Annotated in this window: 14 protein-coding genes; 10 read left to right on the forward strand and 4 right to left on the reverse strand. The window is 68.0% G+C overall.

What is annotated here, in order from left to right:
* Positions 1 to 70 precede the first annotated feature (70 nt).
* On the reverse strand, positions 71 to 721 hold the full coding sequence (locus G1C96_RS05335) for an MptD family putative ECF transporter S component (protein WP_169275623.1): 651 nt from the start codon (positions 719 to 721) through the stop codon (positions 71 to 73).
* Positions 722 to 1,876: 1,155 nt separating this feature from the next.
* On the opposite strand from G1C96_RS05335, the gene G1C96_RS05340 reads away from it, so the two are divergent.
* From G1C96_RS05340 to G1C96_RS05355, 4 genes are all read left to right on the forward strand, one after another.
* Complete coding sequence (locus tag G1C96_RS05340; protein ID WP_169275624.1) at positions 1,877 to 2,449, forward strand: hypothetical protein; 573 nt, start codon at positions 1,877 to 1,879, stop codon at positions 2,447 to 2,449.
* Between the two features lie 93 nt (positions 2,450 to 2,542).
* Positions 2,543 to 3,412, forward strand: a complete 870-nt coding sequence (locus G1C96_RS05345; protein WP_169275625.1) for an aldo/keto reductase — start codon at positions 2,543 to 2,545, stop codon at positions 3,410 to 3,412.
* 10 nt (positions 3,413 to 3,422) lie between these two features.
* Positions 3,423 to 4,250 carry an HNH endonuclease family protein gene (locus G1C96_RS05350; protein ID WP_169275626.1) on the forward strand — a complete coding sequence of 276 codons (828 nt, stop codon included), beginning with the start codon at positions 3,423 to 3,425 and terminating at the stop codon, positions 4,248 to 4,250.
* A 700-nt stretch (positions 4,251 to 4,950) separates the two neighbouring features.
* Entirely contained in the window at positions 4,951 to 6,261 is a 1,311-nt protein-coding gene (locus G1C96_RS05355; protein ID WP_169275669.1) for an Nramp family divalent metal transporter, read from the forward strand.
* A 407-nt stretch (positions 6,262 to 6,668) separates the two neighbouring features.
* Here G1C96_RS05355 and G1C96_RS05360 read toward each other — a convergent pair whose 3' ends face one another.
* Complete coding sequence (locus tag G1C96_RS05360) at positions 6,669 to 8,246, reverse strand: MDR family MFS transporter (protein WP_169275627.1); 1,578 nt, start codon at positions 8,244 to 8,246, stop codon at positions 6,669 to 6,671.
* 238 nt (positions 8,247 to 8,484) lie between these two features.
* Between G1C96_RS05360 and rfbB the strand changes: the two genes are divergently transcribed.
* From rfbB to rfbA, 3 genes are all read left to right on the forward strand, one after another.
* A complete protein-coding gene (rfbB, locus tag G1C96_RS05365; RefSeq protein WP_169275628.1) occupies positions 8,485 to 9,507 on the forward strand; it encodes a dTDP-glucose 4,6-dehydratase in 1,023 nt (340 codons plus the stop codon).
* 76 nt (positions 9,508 to 9,583) lie between these two features.
* A complete protein-coding gene (locus G1C96_RS05370; protein ID WP_169275629.1) occupies positions 9,584 to 11,035 on the forward strand; it encodes a sugar nucleotide-binding protein in 1,452 nt (483 codons plus the stop codon).
* A gap of 84 nt (positions 11,036 to 11,119) precedes the next feature.
* Complete coding sequence (gene rfbA, locus G1C96_RS05375; protein WP_169275630.1) at positions 11,120 to 12,010, forward strand: glucose-1-phosphate thymidylyltransferase RfbA; 891 nt, start codon at positions 11,120 to 11,122, stop codon at positions 12,008 to 12,010.
* A gap of 17 nt (positions 12,011 to 12,027) precedes the next feature.
* Here the strand turns inward: rfbA and G1C96_RS05380 are convergent, their stop codons facing one another.
* Together G1C96_RS05380 and G1C96_RS05385 are read right to left on the reverse strand one after the other, a co-directional pair.
* Complete coding sequence (locus G1C96_RS05380) at positions 12,028 to 13,413, reverse strand: 3'-5' exonuclease family protein (RefSeq protein ID WP_417852172.1); 1,386 nt, start codon at positions 13,411 to 13,413, stop codon at positions 12,028 to 12,030.
* Between the two features lie 395 nt (positions 13,414 to 13,808).
* The gene (locus tag G1C96_RS05385) at positions 13,809 to 14,243 is read right to left on the reverse strand and encodes a hypothetical protein (protein WP_169275631.1); all 435 of its coding nucleotides are present in this window, start codon (positions 14,241 to 14,243) and stop codon (positions 13,809 to 13,811) included.
* A 375-nt stretch (positions 14,244 to 14,618) separates the two neighbouring features.
* Here G1C96_RS05385 and G1C96_RS05390 point away from each other — a divergent pair, with 375 nt between their 5' ends.
* From G1C96_RS05390 to pstS, 3 genes are all read left to right on the forward strand, one after another.
* Complete coding sequence (locus G1C96_RS05390; protein ID WP_240945118.1) at positions 14,619 to 16,019, forward strand: sensor histidine kinase; 1,401 nt, start codon at positions 14,619 to 14,621, stop codon at positions 16,017 to 16,019.
* Between the two features lie 238 nt (positions 16,020 to 16,257).
* Complete coding sequence (locus G1C96_RS05395; protein ID WP_169275632.1) at positions 16,258 to 16,965, forward strand: response regulator transcription factor; 708 nt, start codon at positions 16,258 to 16,260, stop codon at positions 16,963 to 16,965.
* A 266-nt stretch (positions 16,966 to 17,231) separates the two neighbouring features.
* Positions 17,232 to 18,350, forward strand: a complete 1,119-nt coding sequence (pstS, locus tag G1C96_RS05400) for a phosphate ABC transporter substrate-binding protein PstS (RefSeq protein ID WP_169275633.1) — start codon at positions 17,232 to 17,234, stop codon at positions 18,348 to 18,350.
* Positions 18,351 to 18,382: the final 32 nt, after the last annotated feature.

An 18,382-nucleotide genomic window follows, 5' to 3' on the forward strand; every position in this document is an offset into this window, starting at 1 on the left:
GTGAGACTATGCGGTGCGACTAGGCGACTGTGCGACTGTGCGATGCGGCGCGGAGCGCGGATCGCGCGGATCAGACCAGTCCCGCGCGCTGGAAGTGCTTGCGCATGAGCAGCTTGGCGATCCACGCGCCGATCAGGCCGCCCGCCACGCCCATGAGGACGATCACCGGAAGCATCCACGTGGGGAACAGGTTCGCCATGCCGTCGGCCCATTCGGCGCCCTTCTTCGCGGCCATCGCGGCGAGGTAGTCGTTGCGCCCGATGTAGAACGGCAGGAACAGGCCGAGGTTCCACAGGTTGAACACGCCCGCCGAGACGATGTTGAGGCCGAGCTTGCGGTAGCCGCCGGCGCGCGCGATGAGGTCGGCCGCCACGCCCGCCACCACGGCGGTGACGATGGTGTACCAGTTGCCGTGGATGACGCCCATGATGAGCGCGAGCAGCACGCCCACGATCGTCACCGCGCCGAAGTTGCGGGACTTCATGAGCACGAGCATGTACGGCACGCCGCCCAGGATGCCGCAGGCGAGGCCCATGAACAGCTGGCCGCCGGGGATGAGGTTCGCGATCATCGCGGCCACGCAGATGAGCACGAAGTACAGGACGGTGTACACGCCGATGAAGATGTAGTCGCGCGTGCCGAGGCGGCCGGGCTTGGCGGGCTGCTCGGGGGTCGCGGACGTTGCCTGCGTTGCGGCGGAGGGCGTGGTGCTGTTGGTCATGATCGTTCGTTCGCTTTCGCTGGATTGCGTTGTTCGTACGGGAATCGGGCCGCGGCGCCGTTCGACGACGGGCCTCGGCCACACCTGATTCAGCACAGTAGGCGGTCGGCGGGCGAAAGTCACTACTTGTTTTTCGGGGCGATCCGTGCTAGCGCGCGGGGCGTCGTTCGCGTGGAACGTCGTGCGCGTGGAGCCGGTGTGCGCAGCGCGTCGTGCGCGTGGAGCCGGCGTGCGCAGCGCGTCGTGCGCGTCGTGTGCGTCGTACGCGCCGCGGCACGTCGTGTGCACCGCGGCACGTCGTGCGCCGCGCGTCGACACGACTCTCAGCAAGCGAAGGCCCGAGTTTTGGCGGACGGTGGCGTGATTCCGCCGATTTCGGGGAAACTCGGTCCTTCGTTTGCCTGAAGACCGGCGGCCGGAGTCTGCGTTCGGCAAGGGAAGGCCCGGGTTTTGGATGCCGGTGGCGTCATTCCGCCGATTCTGGGAAAACTAGGCTCTTCGTTTGCTGGGATGGGTGCACATCCGGCAAGGGAAGGCCCGGGTTTCGGGCGGATCGGCGTCATTCCAACGGCCGATGAGGAAACCCGGCCGTTCGCGTGCCCAAGGACCGATGATCGGGGTTCGCGTTCGGCAAGGGAAGGCCCGGGTTTCGGATGCCGGTGGCGTGATTCCGCCGATTCTGATAAAACCCGAGGCTTCGCTTGCCCGGGAGGGGCGGCGACCGACCGGCGACCGGAAGACGCGCGCGGATGCGGATGATGTCGAACGATGCCCGGCGTTGGTTCCACGGGCATCCCGGGCGCCGTTCGTAGCCGGTCGTCGGCACGGTTCAGGTTGGTCGCCCGACATATAATCGGCCCAGAGCATGGGCGGACACGTCGGAGCCCGGGGTCCGACGCCCGGCACGCGGCGCGTCGATCGTCATATGGCGCGTACGACGATGCGGCGACGTCGAACGGCGAGCGCGTCAGGCGTCGCGTCAGGTACCGATCGTGCATCGCGCCGACGTCGTGCGATGCGACGTCGGCACATGGCGCGGCGGTCGCGACGCGCACGACGTGCCGACGCGGCCGTGCGCCTGCGACGACCGCGACCGCGACCACGCCCCAACCACGACGATCACGAACCAGACCACGAACAGACCAAGGAGCGCACATGAGCGAGCGCGAACAGCACGAACAGAGCACCGGCACGGGCACGACCGCGGGCAAGGAGGCGCGCCGCAGCCGCCTCGCCGACGTGCTGGCGAACATCCCGCCGAACGCCCCCGCGCGCGATCTGGGCCTGCTGCTGGAGGGCGTGACGAGCGGCACCCCGATGCGCATCGTGGCCGAGGAGGACCTGCCGCACTCGATCGCGCGCCCCGCCGAGGTCCCCGAGAACTGGCGCGAGCTGGCCGACGCCCGCGCGAAGTCGTACGGCGCCACCGCGGAGGATCTGGCCGCCGCGGACGCCTTCGAGCATGAGCTCAACGAGCACAAGGCGTGGGGCCTGTGCTTCTTCGGCTGGTCGAACGCGGCCGGCTACGGCTACACCGACGACCACGACGCACGCACCGAGGCCGAGGACGGCTGGGATTCGTACGCGCACTTCGCCGCGCTGCCGTTCGGCGCGCAGACCGCGCTGGCCGTGCGCGCGCTCATGGGCGACACGGACGCCGACCGCGTCTCCGCATGGCACTTCCTCAAGCACGAGCGCCACATCACGTGGGACGTCGACTACCGCTGACAGGCAGGGGCCGACGAACAGAAGACCGGCAGAAGCTGACAGGCAGAACACGCAGAACACGCAGAACACGCAGCAACAGAGCGAGGAGCGAACATGAGCGAACTGGACAAGGACGCCGCCAAGGTCCCGATGATCGAACTGGCGGACGGCAACCGCATCCCGCAGGTGGGACTGGGCGTGCTGCGCATCGACGACGAGGGCGTCACCCCGGTGGTCGAATCCGCGCTGGCCGCCGGATACCGCCACATCGACGGCGCCGCGGGCTACAACAACGAGGGCGGCGTGGGCCGCGCGCTCGAGGCCGGCGGATGGACCACGGGCGAGCGTCGCCGCGACCTGTGGGTCACCACGAAGCTGCGCGACTCCGAGCAGGGCTACGACTCCACGCTCAAGGCGTTCGACCGTCAGATCGGGCTCCTCAGGCTCGACTACGTGGACATGTACATGATCCACTGGCCCACGCCGTTCGACTGGCGCAGCGACGTGAGCTGGAAGGCCATGAGGAAGCTGCGCAACGAGGGCCGCATCCGCACGCTGGGCGTGTGCAACTTCCTGCCTGAGCATCTGGAGCGTCTGCACGACGAGACCGGCGACTGGCCGGCGATCAACCAGCTGGAGATCCATCCCACGTGGCAGCAGCGCGAGACGGTGGCGTTCTGCAAGGCACACGGCATCGCGGTGGAGGCGTACTCGCCGATGGCGCGCGGCAAGGATCTGGCGGCCGGCGACGGCACGATCGAACGCATCGCGGCCGCGCACGGCGTGAGCCCGGCGCAGGCGATCCTGCGCTGGCACGTGGAGAACGGGACGATCATCATCCCCAAGTCGGCGCACGCGGCGCGTCAGCGCGAGAACATCGACCTGTTCGGCTTCGCGCTCACGCCCGAGGAGCATGCGGCGATCGACGCGCTCGACGGCGACGGGCGCATGGGGCACGACCCGATGACGTTCTCGTACGCCTGATCGGGCGCCCATGCCTGACCGACCACGCATACCGCACATACCACGCCAAGCGGCGCGACGCCGGCATCGGGGCCAGCCGCGCAATCCGCGGCGTGATTCGCGCGCCGACGCCCGCTACCGCAACGCGTCGTTCACCGCCACCGTGCGCGGACGCGCGGCGATCGCGCTCGCGGCGGCCGTGGCGCTCGGCGTGATCGTGGGCATCGCGCTGCCCAGGCTCAGTCCGGCGATTGGGCGCCTCACCGGTCTGTACACGGCCGTGGGCGGCGCGGCGGATGCGTTGAACGCGCTCGCGGTGGTGGACGATCCGCGCCCGGGGTCCGCGTACGACCGCGACGCGTTCGGATTCCGCCAGACCGACGATGATGGCGACGGATGCGACGTGCGCGAGGCGGTGCTGGCGCGAGACCTGACCGACGTGACGTTCACCAAACCCGGCGGATGCCAGGTGAAGTCCGGTACGCTGCACGACCCGTACACCGGCGCGACCATCGCGTTCACGCGCGGCGCAGGCACCAGCGCGGCGGTGCAGATCGACCACGTGGTGGCGCTGGAGAACGCGTGGAAGTCGGGCGCGAGCGCATGGAACACGGCGCGGCGCTACCAGTTCGGCAACGACCCGCTCAACCTGCTCGCCGTGGACGGACCGACCAACGAGGAGAAGGGCAGCGCGTCGGCCGCGTACTGGCTGCCGCCGGACAAGGCGTACCGATGCGCGTACGTGGCGCGGCAGATCGGCGTCAAGGCCAAATACGCGCTCAGCGTGACGGGCTCGGAGAAGCGGGCCATGCAGGGCGTGCTGCACGCGTGCCCCGGGCAGGACGTGCCGCGTTCGTAGCCGCCGCTTTCGTCGCGACGCGCAATGTCGCGCAACGTGGGCCGGCCCATGCGTCACCGGGAGCGGCATCTGCGTCACGCGGAGCGTCCGCTCCATGTGACGCGAGTGGTTAAATCGTTGAAATTCCGGGGTTTTGCGGTGGTGCGTCACGGGGAGCGTCCGCTCCGCGTGACGGTGGTGGCGCTCCGAGTGACGCACGACGCACGACGTGCACATGATGATGGGTCGGTGCTCCGCGTGGCGCAGGATGTGTGCGCGACGTGGGCCGGGCGTCCCGCGTCGCAGGGTGAGAGCGGTAACATGCTCGTCGCGCGACGGGGGTACAACGTGCCACGGAACAGAACGAAGAGGAGCGCATCGGCATATGGCAATTGAGCGCGACGACGCGGCCGTGAACGGCGGCAACAGGGGAACGAACGGCGATTCGACGGCATCGGCATCGGCGACGGCAGGCATCGGCATGGCATCGCACAGCGGCAACGGCACGGCCGCGACGTCAGACGAGGCGGCGGGCGCAGCGCAGAACGCGACGCGGGACGCGGCACAGGGCAAGCCCGGCGCGGGCAAGTGGCTCGACGCCAAGGCGCCCACGGGCACCGGCTTCGGCCGCCGGCGCCACGGCGGGCACGACGACTACGCGAGCTACTGGCCGTCCGGCGCGAGCGCCGACGGCGAGACCACGCAGTTCCCGCAGCTCGGCGTGCAGGTGGGCCATGCCGGGCACGAGGCGGAGATCGACGTGGAGCGCGGACACGCGCACGAGGCCGTGCGGACCGGCGCCGGCGCGAACGGCAAGCGCAAGGGCCATGCGCTCGCCAGTATCCTGGGCCCCGCGTTCGTGGCGGCCGTGGCCTATGTGGACCCGGGCAACGTGGCCGCGAACATCACGTCCGGCGCGCGCTACGGCTACCTGCTGGTGTGGGTGCTCGTGCTCGCCAACGCGATGAGCGTGCTCATCCAGTACCAGTCCGCCAAGCTGGGCATCGTCACCGGCAAGTCGCTGCCGCAGTTGCTGGGCGAGCGCATGAGCGATGCGGGCCGGTTCATGTTCTTCATGCAGGCCGAGGTGATCGCCATCGCCACGGATCTGGCGGAGGTGATCGGCGGCGCGATCGCGCTGAACCTGCTGTTCAACCTGCCGCTGTTCGTTGGCGGATGCGTGATCGGCGCGGTGTCCACGGTGATGCTCATGTTCGAGGGCGGGCGCACGCAGCGCGTGTTCGAGAAGATCGTGATCGCGCTGCTGCTGGTCATCACGTTCGGCTTCATCGCGGGACTCGTCATAGCGCCGCCGTCGCCGGGCGACGTGCTGGGCGGCATGATCCCGCGCTTCGCGGACACGGATTCGGTGCTCATGGCCTCCTCGATGCTGGGCGCGACCGTGATGCCGCACGCCATCTACCTGCATTCCACGCTGGTCAACGACCACTACGCGGGCGGCGAGCAGAAGCCGAGCGTCCGCACGCTGCTGCACGGATCGAAGATCGATGTGGTGTGGGCGCTGCTGCTGGCCGGCACGGTGAACCTGTCGCTGCTGCTCATCGCCGCGAACAGCCTGTACGGCATGCAGGGCACGGATTCCATCGAGGGCGCGCAGCGCGCGATCGTCTCGGTGCTCGGCCCTGGCATCGGCGTGATCTTCTCGATCGGCCTGCTGGCCTCGTCGCTGAGCTCCACGTCGGTGGGCACGTATGCGGGCGCGGAGATCATGCGCGGCCTGCTGCACGTCAAGGCGCCGATGTGGGCGTGCCGCGTGGTCACGCTGGTGCCGGCGCTGGTGGTGCTGTGGTTCGCGCCGAATCCGACGATGGCGCTGGTGGTGGGGCAGGTGATCCTCTCGATCGGCATCCCGTTCGCCATCGTGCCGCTGATGCGCTACACGCACGACCGGCAGCTCATGGGCGACTACGCGGACGGCATGGTCAAGCACGTGATCTTCATCGCCGTGGCGGTGCTCATCATCGCACTGAACGTGCTGCTGGTGTTCCTGACGCTCACCGGGCGCGCCTGAGCTGCGGCGGTTCGTGGCTCGCGATCTTCCTCGGCCGCTTCCGGCTCCGTTGCCGCTGCCGTCTCCCCGCGGGACTGATTCCGCTCATTGTGCGGCGGCGATTTCGCGGATTGAGCGAATCGAGTTCCGGGGCGCCTGTTTTGGCCGGCTCCCGGACTGGATTCGCTCAATCCATGGTTCGTCGGGACTGGATTCGCTCATTCCGTGACTGACGCCGTGACTGACGCCGTGGCCGACATCATGCGGCATGGGCGTCCGGGCTCCGATGCGGATGTGCAAACGGACGGAATCGGCCTCCGGAATGTCCGCATGCACATCCGTTGCCGGTATGCGGATGTGCAAACGGACGGAATTGGGCCCGGAAACGTCCGTATGCACATCCGAACCCGCCGCGTGCCGTCGGACCGTCAGCGACGCGCGCGGCGGACGCGGGCGGCGCGTGCCTGTGCGCGCTGCACCACGTCGTGCGTGGACCCCGCGCCGGCGCCCTTGACGCCGAAGAGCACGATGAGCAGCTGCACGAACACCAGTCCGGCGCTTACGCGCAGCGTCCATTCGGTGCCGAAGATGCTCGCGAGGACGTGGTCGCCGCCGTGCAGCCGGGTGAGCGTCTCCATGAGGATGACGAGCACCGGCGCGCCGATGGCGCCCGCGATCTGGCGCACGGTGTTCGTGACCGCCGACCCCGCGGACACCTCGTCCGGTTCCAGGCAGTTGAGCGACCACGTGGTGATGGGCATGATGATGAAGCCCATGCCGATCTGGCGCACGAACTGCCAGATGGAGATCCACCAGATCCACGTATCGGTGCCGATCAGGCTCATCATGATGGTGCCGAACAGCAGCACCACGGTGCCGGTGAGCGCCACCGGGCGCGCGCCGAGCCGGTCGAGCAGCTTGCCGCCGAAGAACTGCGAGATGCACATGCCGAACGCGCCGGGCATCATCACCAGGCCGCTGATCGTGGCGGAGAAGCCGCGGTCGTCCTGAATGTACAGCGGCATGATCACCATGATCGAGCTGAACGCGAAGAAGCTCAGCGCCGCGCAGATCGTGCCCACGGTGAAGCTGCGGTTCCTGAGCACCCCAAGGTCGAGCAGCGGAGGCTGCACTGAGTCGTCGCCCGCCGCCTCGGCCGCCGCGTGACGCCGCGCCCCGCGCACCTGCCGCAGCACGAACCACGCGATGCCCGCCACGCCGATGAGCGTGACCAGCCACACCATCGGATGCGTGAACGGATACGCCTCGATGTTGGTGAAGCCGAACATGAGCCCGCCGAAGCCGATCACCGAAAGGCCCACGGAGAAGAAGTCGGTCTTGGCGGAGGCGTCCACGCGGCCGAAGTCGCGCAGCCCGAAGAACGCGAGCGTGAGACACAGCACGCCGATCACCGTCAGGGAAAAGAATATGGAGCGCCACCCGAACGTGTCGGTCTGCGCGCCGCCGAGCGTGGGGCCCAGCGCCGGCGCCACGCTCATCGCCATGCCCACGGTGCCCATCGCGGTGCCGCGGCGCGAGAGCGGGTAGATGGAGAACACGGTGATCTGCAGCACCGGCCACATCACGCCCGTACCGATGGCCTCGAGCAGACGCCCGGCCATGACGAGCAGGAACGACGGCGAAAGCCACGCCAGCAGCGAGCCCACGGTGAACACCGCCATGGACGTGAGCACGATCTGCCGCGTGGTGAAGCGGCGCGTGAGGAACGCGGTGAGCGGGACCATCACGCCCATCACGAGCTGGAAGATGGACGTGAGCCACTGCCCGGTGGTCACGGAGATGTGGAAGTCGGACACGATGGTGGGCAGCGCGGGACTGAGCTGCAGCTGCGTGAAGTTGCCCACGAACGTGATGAACGTGAGGATGGCAAGCGAGGCGAGCGCGGGGCGCGTCAGGTGGCCGTCCACGTACGCCTCGGCGCTGCCGAGGGCGCGCGATGCGCCGCCGCGATTGTTGTCCCCCGTGATGCCCAGCCGTGATGCCATGCGCCGCCGTCCTTGATCGTTTCGTGGATCGAAAGCTACGCAAGTCTACGCTCACCCCGGGAGCGCGGCGGCGTGGGGTGTCGTGCGGCGAGGGACGACGGTGCGTGCGGACGATGCGGCGGCGCGATGCCGTGCGCGCGGATCGCCGTCGACCGGAAAGACGTGGCACAATGAGAGCATCCACATAACCGGGACCGAGAACCCCGGTTAGTTCTACACACAAGGAAGCCAAACCAACATGCCCGACGAGACGTTCGTTCCCCACAACATCATCGTGACCGGCGGCTGCGGGTTCATCGGCTCGAACTTCGTCCACTACGTCCGCAACAACCACCCGGACGTGCACGTCACGGTGCTGGACGCGCTCACGTACGCCGGCAATCTGGAGAACATCCGCCCGCTGCTGGGCGACCGCGTGGAGTTCGTGCACGGCGACATCTGCGACGCCGAACTGCTCGACAGGATCGTCCCCGGGCACGACGCGATCGTGCACTACGCCGCCGAGTCGCACAACGACAACTCGATCGCGAACCCCGAGCCGTTCCTCCGCACCAACGTGGAGGGCACGTTCCGCCTGCTCGAGGCCGCGCGCAAGTACGACGTGCGCTACCACCACGTCTCCACGGACGAGGTGTACGGCGATCTGGCGCTGGACGATCCGCACCGCTTCACCGAGGAGACCCCGTACCACCCGTCCAGCCCGTACAGCTCCACCAAGGCCAGCTCCGACCTGCTGGTGCGCGCGTGGCACCGCACGTTCGGCGTGCGCATGACCATCTCGAACTGCTCGAACAACTACGGCCCGTACCAGCACGTGGAGAAGTTCATCCCGCGCCAGATCACCAACATCCTGGACGGCCTCAGGCCCAAGCTGTACGGCAACGGCCTGAACGTGCGCGACTGGATCCACACCGACGACCACAGCCGCGCGGTGTGGACGATCCTCACGCAGGGGCGCATCGGCGAGACGTACCTGATCGGCGCCGACGGCGAGCGCAACAACCTGACCGTGCTGCGCGACATCCTGACCGTGATGGGCAGGGACCCCGACGACTTCGACTGGGTGCGGGACCGCCCGGGCCACGACCGCCGCTACGCGATCGACGCCACGAAGCTGCGCACCGAGCTCGGCTGGCGGCCCGTGCACACCGACTTCCAGTCGGGCCTGGAGCGCACCATCGCGTGGTACACGGACAACCGCGCGTGGTGGGAGCCCGCCAAGGCCGCCACCGAGGCGCGCTACAAGGCGCAGGGGCAGTGAGCGCGGCGCGGCGCAACGCGGAACGGCAAGGCACAGGACGGCACGGCACAAGACGGGACGGAAAGGCGATAGCGACATGGACTTCGAGAAGGAACTGAGCGTCACGGAGACGAACATCCCCGGACTGCTGGTGTTCGACCTGCCGGTGCACGGCGACAACCGCGGCTGGTTCAAGGAGAACTGGCAGCGCGCCAAGATGACCGCGCTGGGCCTGCCGGACTTCGGACCGGTGCAGAACAACATCAGCTACAACGCCTCGCGCGGCGTGACGCGCGGCATCCACGCCGAGCCGTGGGACAAGTTCATCTCCGTCGCGACCGGTGAGATCTTCGGCGCGTGGGTGGATCTGCGTCCGGGCGAGACGTTCGGGCGCGTGTACACCACCAGGCTGGATCCGAGCCGCGCCATCTACGTGCCGCGCGGCGTGGGCAACAGCTTCCAGGCGCTGCGGGACGGCACGGTGTACACGTATCTGGTGAACGCGCACTGGAGTCTGGAGCAGAAGAAGACCTACACGTTCGTGAACCTCGCGGACCCGCAGCTCGGCATCGAATGGCCGATCCCGCTGGAGGAGTCCGAGCGTTCCGAGGCGGACCTGCATCATCCGATGCTGGCCGACGCGCGCCCGATGGCGCCGCGCCGCACGCTGGTGACCGGTGCGAACGGGCAGCTGGGTCGCGCGATCCGGGACTACGTGGCCGCGCACGGCCTGCAGGGCTTCGAGTTCACGGACATCGACGAGTTCGACTTCTCCGACCCGGCCGCGTACGACCGGTTCGACTGGAGCCTGTATGGCACCGTCATCAACGCCGGCGCGTACACGGCCGTGGACCGCGCCGAGACGCCGGAGGGTCGCGCGGCCGCGTGGAAGGCAAACGCGCAGGGGCCGGCGCTGCTGGCGCGCGCGGCGCGGGAGCACAACCTCACGCTGGTGCACGTCAGCTCCGACTACGTGTTCGACGGCACCGCCGAGGTGCACAGCGAGACCGAGGCGTTCTCCCCGCTGGGCGTGTACGGGCAGACCAAGGCGGCGGGCGACATCGCGGTGGCGAACACGCCGAGGCACTACATCCTGCGTTCGAGCTGGGTGATCGGCGAGGGGCGCAACTTCGTGCGCACGATGATGACCCTGTCCGACCGCGCGGCGGACCCGTCGGACGCGCTGGACCACGTGACCGTGGTGGACGACCAGTTCGGCCGCCTCACGTTCACGCGCGACATGACGGAGGCGATCTTCCATCTGCTGGATGCCGCGGCGCCGTACGGCACGTACGACCTGACCGGCTCCGGCGCGGTGAGGAGCTGGGCGGACATCGCGCGCGCGGTGTTCGACCTGACGAACGGCAACGGCGACGCGGTGCGCCCGGTCTCCACGGCCGAGTACTTCGCCGCCGCGAAGGCGCCCGTCGCACCGCGTCCGACGCACTCCGCGCTGGATCTGGGCAGGATCACGGCCGCGGGGTACGCGCCCGCGGACTGGGAGGAGTCGCTGCGCGCGTACGTGCGCGCGGAACTCGCGAAGCGCTGAAACCGCACGTCGAATCGGCAGGCGCTGGATCAGCAGGCGCCGCATCATCACATCGAACCATCAGGAAACGCAAGGACGGCAACCATGAAGGGCATCATCCTGGCCGGCGGCTCCGGCACCCGCCTCTACCCGCTCACCACCGTCACGTCGAAGCAGCTGCTGCCCGTGTACGACAAGCCGATGATCTACTATCCGCTGAGCGTGCTCATGATGGCCGGCATCCGCGACATCCTCATCATCTCCACGCCGAAGGACCTGCCGAACTTCGAACGTCTGCTGGGCGACGGGTCGCAGTACGGCGTGCGGTTCTCCTACAAGGTGCAGCCCAGCCCGGACGGTCTGGCGCAGGCGTTCATCCTGGGCGAGGAGTTCATCGACGGCGAGCCGTGCGCGCTGGTGCTGGGCGACAACATCTTCTACGGCAACGGCCTGGGCAAGCAGCTCAAGGACGCCGTGCGCCACGCGGAGAACGGCGTGGGCGCCACGATCTTCGGCTACTACGTGGACGATCCCGAGCGCTACGGCGTGGTGGAGTTCGACGACAAACGCCGCGTGGTGAGCATCGTGGAGAAGCCCGAGCATCCCGCGTCCAACTACGCGGTGACCGGCCTGTACTTCTACGATTCCCGCGTGGTGGACTTCGCCAAGCAGGTGCGTCCCTCCGCGCGCGGCGAGCTGGAGATCACCGACCTCAACCAGATGTACCTGAAGGACGGCTCGCTGCACGTGCAGACGCTGGGCCGCGGCTACGCCTGGCTGGACACCGGCACCATGGACTCCCTGTACGAGGCCGGCGAGTTCGTGCGCACCGTGCAGCGCGCGCAGGGCCTGCCCATCGCCGTGGCCGAGGAGATCGCGTACGAGAACGGCTGGATCAGCAAGGCCATGTTGCTCGAGGCCGCGGAGCGCTATGGCAAGAGCCCGTACGGCAAGCACCTCAAGGACGTGGCGGAGGATCGCATCATCAAGCGATAGCGCGGTGATGCGGACGGCTACCGCCGCCTGCAGTGCTTGCCGCCCACGCCGGGGCGACCGTCCGGGCCCCACGGTCCGCGGCCCTGCGCGCGCAGTTTGGCGAGATGATGTTTCATGGCCACGAGCATGACGTGCGCGTCCTCGAGCCCCAGATGGCGCTCGTCCTGATCCGGGGACAGCGCGCCCTGACGCTTGGCGTAGGCGTCGAGGCGGTTGTCGCCGTGCGGGTGGTCGTCGTCCGGCATCGAGCCGGGATCCCACCGGCGGCTCATGGGCAGCGTGTCGATGATGGTGATGAGGCCATCGCGCCACGCCTCCGCGTATCCGGCCACGTTCAGCATGAAGAAGCCGTGCTCGAACGTCGCGTTGTGCGCCACGTACGGCTGTTCCGTGAGCCGCCGCAGCAGACCGGCCTGCGCGGCCGGCCACTCGTCGAACGCGCGCAGACCGGACTGCGGTCCCCGCGTGCGCACGTCGATGCCGGTCAGCTCGGCGATCGGCCGGTTCTCGCGCCGCGCCGCGCGCTCCGGCACGCCGAACGAGAGTCTCGCCTGCCCGAACGCGTCGCCCTGCTCGTAGCGGTCCTCCTCGTACCGGTACGCGTCGCCGGGCGTCTCGGGGCGCGGGGAGATCATGTTCATGTATTCGAATCCGGCGTCGATGACGTACACGCGTGCCGGATCGATGCCGGTGGTCTCGATATCGATGCCCATCACGCGGTCCACGTCGCGGCCGGGCAGATAGGCGTCGCGCCAGTCCGAATCGGCGTCCGGGACGTTGCGTGCGTCCCCGGCGCTGCCGCCGAAACGCCGCTGCGCGCGCTGCCGTTCGCGCTGCTCGCGCTGCTCGCGCCGGCGTTCGGCGCGTGCGTCGAGGATGTCCGCCGTGCGGTCCCGCACGTCCGCCAGGGCATCATCGCCGTTCACGTCGCCGTCGGTCGCGCTCAGCACCTGCACGGTGGCGCGCCCCCGCCGCTCCTCGGAGACCGACCAGCGGCCCTCGGCCACGCCGCGGTCGATCAGACACAGGATCTCGTCGTTGAGACGGCGGTTCGCGTACGCCATCGCGCGCGCCAGACGGTACGAGGGCAGCACGCGGTCGAAGTCGGTCATGAACGCCGTGGAGCATTGCGCGATGATCGGCTCGAGACGGTCGCGCACCGCATAGTCACGTCTGAGCAGGTCATGCACGTCCGATGCGGCGCCCGCCTCCAGATCGGCGTCCGAGGCGCACCCGATGCCGTGCTCCGGATCGAGCCCGGCCACCCAATCCCAGTCGATCGTGGCGCCGTCCGCGTCGCGCGGCATGATCTCCGCCCACGCCGCGATGTCCGCCCTGGCCTCGCTCAGCCATGTCGTGCGGTTCGTCCGATTCGCCTGCGCGTTGCGCATCGCGTCGTTCATTACGTCCATACCGGCGATTGTAGCGTCGGGTGAATGTGCGCAGGGTGGCGATGGCGCATGATGCCGTGCGAACGTGATGTTCGATATTCATCGCGATGCATATATGGATCGCATATGCGGCGCATGATGCATGCCGTGGTGCCGTCGCGCATGGCATGCATACCTGCAAGGCCATATGAAGAAGGCCCGGCGTGTTCGGCGCCGGGCCCGAGAGAGGAAACGGAGAAGAAGGGGTTCAGTTATGTGTGGTCTGCGGCCACGTTCCCCATATAACCGCGCGATGCTTCATGCGGCGTGCGCGGCGGCTGGGAATTTCATGGGATGTGGTCGCGGAGCGTTCGCTGAAAGCCCCTGCCGATCCGCTCGTTCCTATCGGTTCGCCTGATCCCGCCGGCTCACTTGCTCTTCTTGGGGCCGCGGTGCTTCATCGAGCCGGCCACGGCGTCGGCCACGTCGAAGATCACCACCTGCTCCTTGGGGAACTCGGTGCCGGGCACGGCCTTGTAGCTGGTCTCGCCTTCCGGCGCGGGCTCCAGCGGGAAGAACGGCAGCACGGCCTCCAGCACCTTCGGCGTCTTGACGGAGATGGACAGCAGCTGCTTCTCCACCGGCTTGCTGAACTTCACCGCGTTCGGCTCGTCCTTGGCGCACGGCTGGATGGCGATGCGCCTGCTGCGCTCGTTGATGAACACCTTCACGTACGCCGGATAGCCCAGCGCCTTCGCGGTGTCCTTGTTGAACCGCAGCACGGAATCGGTGACGGTGAGCTTCGGCTTCAGCGCCGGCTCGGTGAGGCTCACCTCGGTGAATCCCTGCAATGATGCTGCCATGATGCACTCCTTGCGAATCATATGTCGAACGATATATGCGAATATATGCGCGACGATGACGGTCATGAACATCACCAGCATAACATCGTTCGATCGAAAGACGAACATCGATGATGTTCCGATCGACGTGCCGATGATGTCACTGGTGATATCGACGCGATAATGTCGCCGCATATTCGGCGTCGATATCGCACTTCCACATCCGCTTCGTTGCCGTTCGTCGTCGCCGTACGCCTTGTGCGATGTCCGCATGATGTCCGCATGATGTCCGCATGATGTCCGCATGATGTCCGCGTGATGTCCGCGCACGACGGTAGACAGCACAGTATCGGGACGTTCCATCGGGAACCCGGAAGCAGTCAGGCGGGAGCAATCATGGGAGATCTCAGCACCGCGCAGACCGTGGCCGCCGTGGTGGTCGCGCTGCTCGCACTGGTCGTGGCGTGGGTATGGGGCTATCGCGTGGGCCGCATGCTCGAGGAGGAGCGCGAAATCGGCGATCGGCGCGGCGACGAGGAGGACCGTTCGCTGTTCGGCGACGACGTGCCGGTGCGCGAGGCCGAGCACGGGCTCATCGACGTGATGCCCAGCGCCGTGGTCATCGCCGACGAGCGCGGCATGGTCCACTACTATTCCCCAGGCGCGCGCCAGCTCGGCGTGGTGCAGGGCGGCTGGCTCTCGTCGCGCGAGGTGGAGGACATCGTGCGCGAGACCGCGGCGGCGGGGGAGATCGTGCAGCGCGAGATCGAGATGCCGGTCAACTACCCCGCGGGCGTGCGCCCCCGTACGCGCCCCAGCGGGCGCGGCATCAGGGCCGGCGACGCGGCGCCCACGGACACGCTGCACCTGCGCGTGCGCTCCGGGCGCATCACGCAGCGCCTGTACGCCGTGCTCATCGAGGACGTCAGCGAGCAGCGCCGCTTCGAGGCCATGCGCCGCGACTTCGTCACCAACGTCTCGCACGAGCTCAAGACCCCGGCCGGCGCCATCAGCCTCCTCGCCGAGACCATCGCGGACGCCGCCGACGATCCGGACATGGTCCGCTACTTCTCCGGGCGCATCTCCAAGGAATCCGCGCGCCTCACGGAGATGGTCAAACGCCTCATCGACCTGCAGAAGGCGCAGAGCGTGGGCATGAACCTGGCCGCGGCCAACGTCTCCGTGCTCAGGGTGGTGCGCGAGGCGGTGCAGGAGAACGCCGTGCAGGCGTCCGCCAAGCGCATCGCGATCGGCATCTCGTTCAACGGCGCGTCCGTCGCGTCCACCGCGGCGGAGGCGAGCGAGCGCGGCGAGCGCGGGGACGCCACCGTGTTCGTGGACGAGGAGTCGCTGCGCACCGCCGTGAAGAACCTCGTGGAGAACGCCGTGCGCTACTCGCCGGAGCGCACACAGGTGGGCGTGGGCGTGACCGTGGACGACGGGCGCGTGACGATCCGCGTGGTGGATCAGGGCATCGGCATCCCCGCCGATTCGCTCGACCGCATCTTCGAACGCTTCTACCGCGTGGATCCGGCGCGCTCGCGGGCCACGGGCGGCACCGGGCTGGGGCTGGCGATCGTCAAGCACTGCGTGCAGGAGTGCGGCGGCACGATCTCCGTGTGGTCGCGCGAGGGGGAGGGTTCGACCTTCACGATCGAGCTGCCCACCGCGCAGGCCGCCATGGCCGCCGCCGGCGTGGATGCGGATGCCGGCGACGGCAGGGCCGCCAAGGTTCCCGCCGTGCCCGCGGCCCCGGATGCGCCCGCGACGCCGGATGCATCGGGCGGCGCCGCCTGAAAATTACGTAGCGAAGCGCGACGCTATGTAGTTCGGGAAAATGTGCCCGGAAAGGGGAACGGGACGTGAAGCGGGGGTGTCCGCGGTGGGTATGATGGGTGGCGAATTCATGAACGTCGGACGTTCCGGGCGCGTTGCGTATGCGCCATGAGCGGTGTGGAAACGCCCGGCGATGCACGAGTAAGTCGGTAAGTCCAGAGCGTCCCGCCGAGGGGAGCGGAAGGAGAGAGTCGGACGCATGACTCGCATCTTGATCGTCGAAGATGAGGAATCGTACCGAGAGCCGCTGGTGTATCAGCTGCATCGGGAAGGCTACGAGGTGTCCGCGGCCGCCACGGGGGAGGAAGGTCTGGAGCTGTTCACCAAGGGCGGCATCGATCTGGTGCTGCTGGACCTCATGCTGCCGGGGCTCGACGGCAATTCGCTATGCCGCCGCATCCGCGAGCAGAGCCGCGTGCCCATCATCATGCTCACCGCCAAGAGCGCGGAGATCGACAAGGTGGTGGGGCTGGAGATCGGCGCCGACGACTACGTGACCAAGCCGTACTCGTTCCGCGAGCTGCTGGCGCGCATCCGCGCCGTGCTGCGCCGCAATCAGGGCGGTTCGCTCGACTCGTCGTTCGCGGACGAGGACGTGCCGCTCAAGTGCGGCGACATCTCGATGCTCGTGGGGCAGCATCAGGTGATCGTGCGCGGCGAGGTGGTGTTCTTCCCGCTCAAGGAGTTCGAGCTGCTCGAATACCTCATGCAGAACAAGGGGCGCGTGATGACGCGCCACCAGCTCATCGACCGCATCTGGGGATCCGACTACGTGGGCGACACCAAGACGCTGGACGTGCACGTCAAGCGCGTGCGCTCGAAGATCGAGGAGGATCCGGCGCACCCGCGCTACCTCACCACCGTGCGTGGTCTGGGCTACAAGATCGACGAGCCCAGCGGCGACTGAGCCGGTCGCGCCGCACGCGCGGACCGGTCGTGCGATCCGGCCTGCCGAGCCTCGCGGAACCCGCGGAAAACGTGGGTTCCGCGAGGCTTTTCGCATCCGCGCGCGGACGTGTTCGGCGCATGATTCGCGCGTGCGCCACACATCAGGAAGTGTTCATCTTCCGTTCACTCATTTTGGGTTCCCCCTCCTCCCCGCGACCCTAGGCTTGATGGTGTCATGAGAAGGGCGGTTCATGTGACCGTCCCCATTCGATAGAGGGAAAGAACATGCGCAAGATTGTGATTCGTTCGATCGCCGCCGTCGCGTCCATCGCGGCGATGGCTTCTCTGGCCGCGTGCGGCGACAACGCCCCGGCCGCCTCCAACTCCGGCTCCGGCTCCGCCGCCTCCGGCGAGCAGATCTCCGGCACGTTCACCGGTGAGGGCGCCACCTCCCAGGAGCAGGCCATCAAGGCTTGGATCAACGGCTACAAGCAGCAGAACCCGAACGCGAACATCTCCTACAACGGCACCGGTTCCGGCGCTGGCGTGACCAAGTTCCTGTCCGGCGCCACCGCGTGGGCCGGCTCCGACGCCACCCTGAAGGACGACGAGGCCTCCCAGAAGCCGAAGCAGTGCGCCGCCGACGCCAGCATCTTCGAGGTGCCGGTCTACATCTCCGCCATCGCCGTGGTGTACAACATCTCCGGTCTGGACAACAGCAAGCACATCCAGATGGACGCCGCCACCATCGCCAAGATCTTCGACGGCAAGATCACCAAGTGGAACGATCCGGCCATCACCTCCCAGAACCCGGATCTGACTCTCCCGGACAAGGCCATCACCGTGGTTCACCGCTCCGAGGACTCCGGCACTACGCAGGACTTCACCAGCTACCTGCAGGATGCCGGCGGCCAGGAGAACTGGTCCTACAAGCCCGCCAAGGCGTGGCCGAACAAGGTCGGCCAGGGCGCCGAGGGCACGGCCGGCGTGTCCAACACCGTCTCCATGGGTGACGGCACCATCGGCTACATCGACGCCTCCAAGATCGGCAAGCTCGGCTCCGTGGCCGTGAAGGTCGGCGACGCCTACGTGCCGTACTCGGCCGAGGCCGCCGCCAAGGTCGTGGACGCCTCCCCGATCGACGACACCGCGAAGTCCCCGCGCGTCGTGATCAAGCTCGACCACAAGACCACCGAGGCCAACGCCTACCCGGTCGTGCTCGTCTCCTACGACGTGGTCTGCTCCGCCTACGCCGACGCCAACACCGGCAAGTTCATCAAGTCCTGGCTCACCTACGAGGTGAGCGACGAGGGCCAGCAGCTGGCCGCCGAGAACGTCGGCTCCGCCCCGATGTCCGACACGCTGCGCGCGAAGGTCACCAAGTCCATCGAAACCATCAAGTGAGTCGGCCGCTGATCGGCTGAATTCACGCTCAT

It is taken from the genome of Bifidobacterium moraviense, assembly GCF_012932365.1.
Lineage (GTDB): Bacteria > Actinomycetota > Actinomycetes > Actinomycetales > Bifidobacteriaceae > Bifidobacterium > Bifidobacterium moraviense.

Excerpts from the sequence above, each read along its gene's own strand:
- rfbB (WP_169275628.1), top strand. The coding sequence starts at position 8,485 with ATGCCCGACGAGACGTTCGTTCCCCACAACATCATCGTGACCGGCGGC.
- rfbA (WP_169275630.1), top strand. The coding sequence starts at position 11,120 with ATGAAGGGCATCATCCTGGCCGGCGGCTCCGGCACCCGCCTCTACCCG.
- G1C96_RS05380 (WP_417852172.1), bottom strand. The coding sequence starts at position 13,413 with ATGAACGACGCGATGCGCAACGCGCAGGCGAATCGGACGAACCGCACG.
- G1C96_RS05390 (WP_240945118.1), top strand. The coding sequence starts at position 14,619 with ATGGGAGATCTCAGCACCGCGCAGACCGTGGCCGCCGTGGTGGTCGCG.
- G1C96_RS05385 (WP_169275631.1), bottom strand. The coding sequence starts at position 14,243 with ATGGCAGCATCATTGCAGGGATTCACCGAGGTGAGCCTCACCGAGCCG.
- G1C96_RS05395 (WP_169275632.1), top strand. The coding sequence starts at position 16,258 with ATGACTCGCATCTTGATCGTCGAAGATGAGGAATCGTACCGAGAGCCG.
- G1C96_RS05345 (WP_169275625.1), top strand. The coding sequence starts at position 2,543 with ATGAGCGAACTGGACAAGGACGCCGCCAAGGTCCCGATGATCGAACTG.
- G1C96_RS05350 (WP_169275626.1), top strand. The coding sequence starts at position 3,423 with ATGCCTGACCGACCACGCATACCGCACATACCACGCCAAGCGGCGCGA.
- G1C96_RS05335 (WP_169275623.1), bottom strand. The coding sequence starts at position 721 with ATGACCAACAGCACCACGCCCTCCGCCGCAACGCAGGCAACGTCCGCG.
- G1C96_RS05370 (WP_169275629.1), top strand. The coding sequence starts at position 9,584 with ATGGACTTCGAGAAGGAACTGAGCGTCACGGAGACGAACATCCCCGGA.
- pstS (WP_169275633.1), top strand. The coding sequence starts at position 17,232 with ATGCGCAAGATTGTGATTCGTTCGATCGCCGCCGTCGCGTCCATCGCG.
- G1C96_RS05340 (WP_169275624.1), top strand. The coding sequence starts at position 1,877 with ATGAGCGAGCGCGAACAGCACGAACAGAGCACCGGCACGGGCACGACC.
- G1C96_RS05360 (WP_169275627.1), bottom strand. The coding sequence starts at position 8,246 with ATGGCATCACGGCTGGGCATCACGGGGGACAACAATCGCGGCGGCGCA.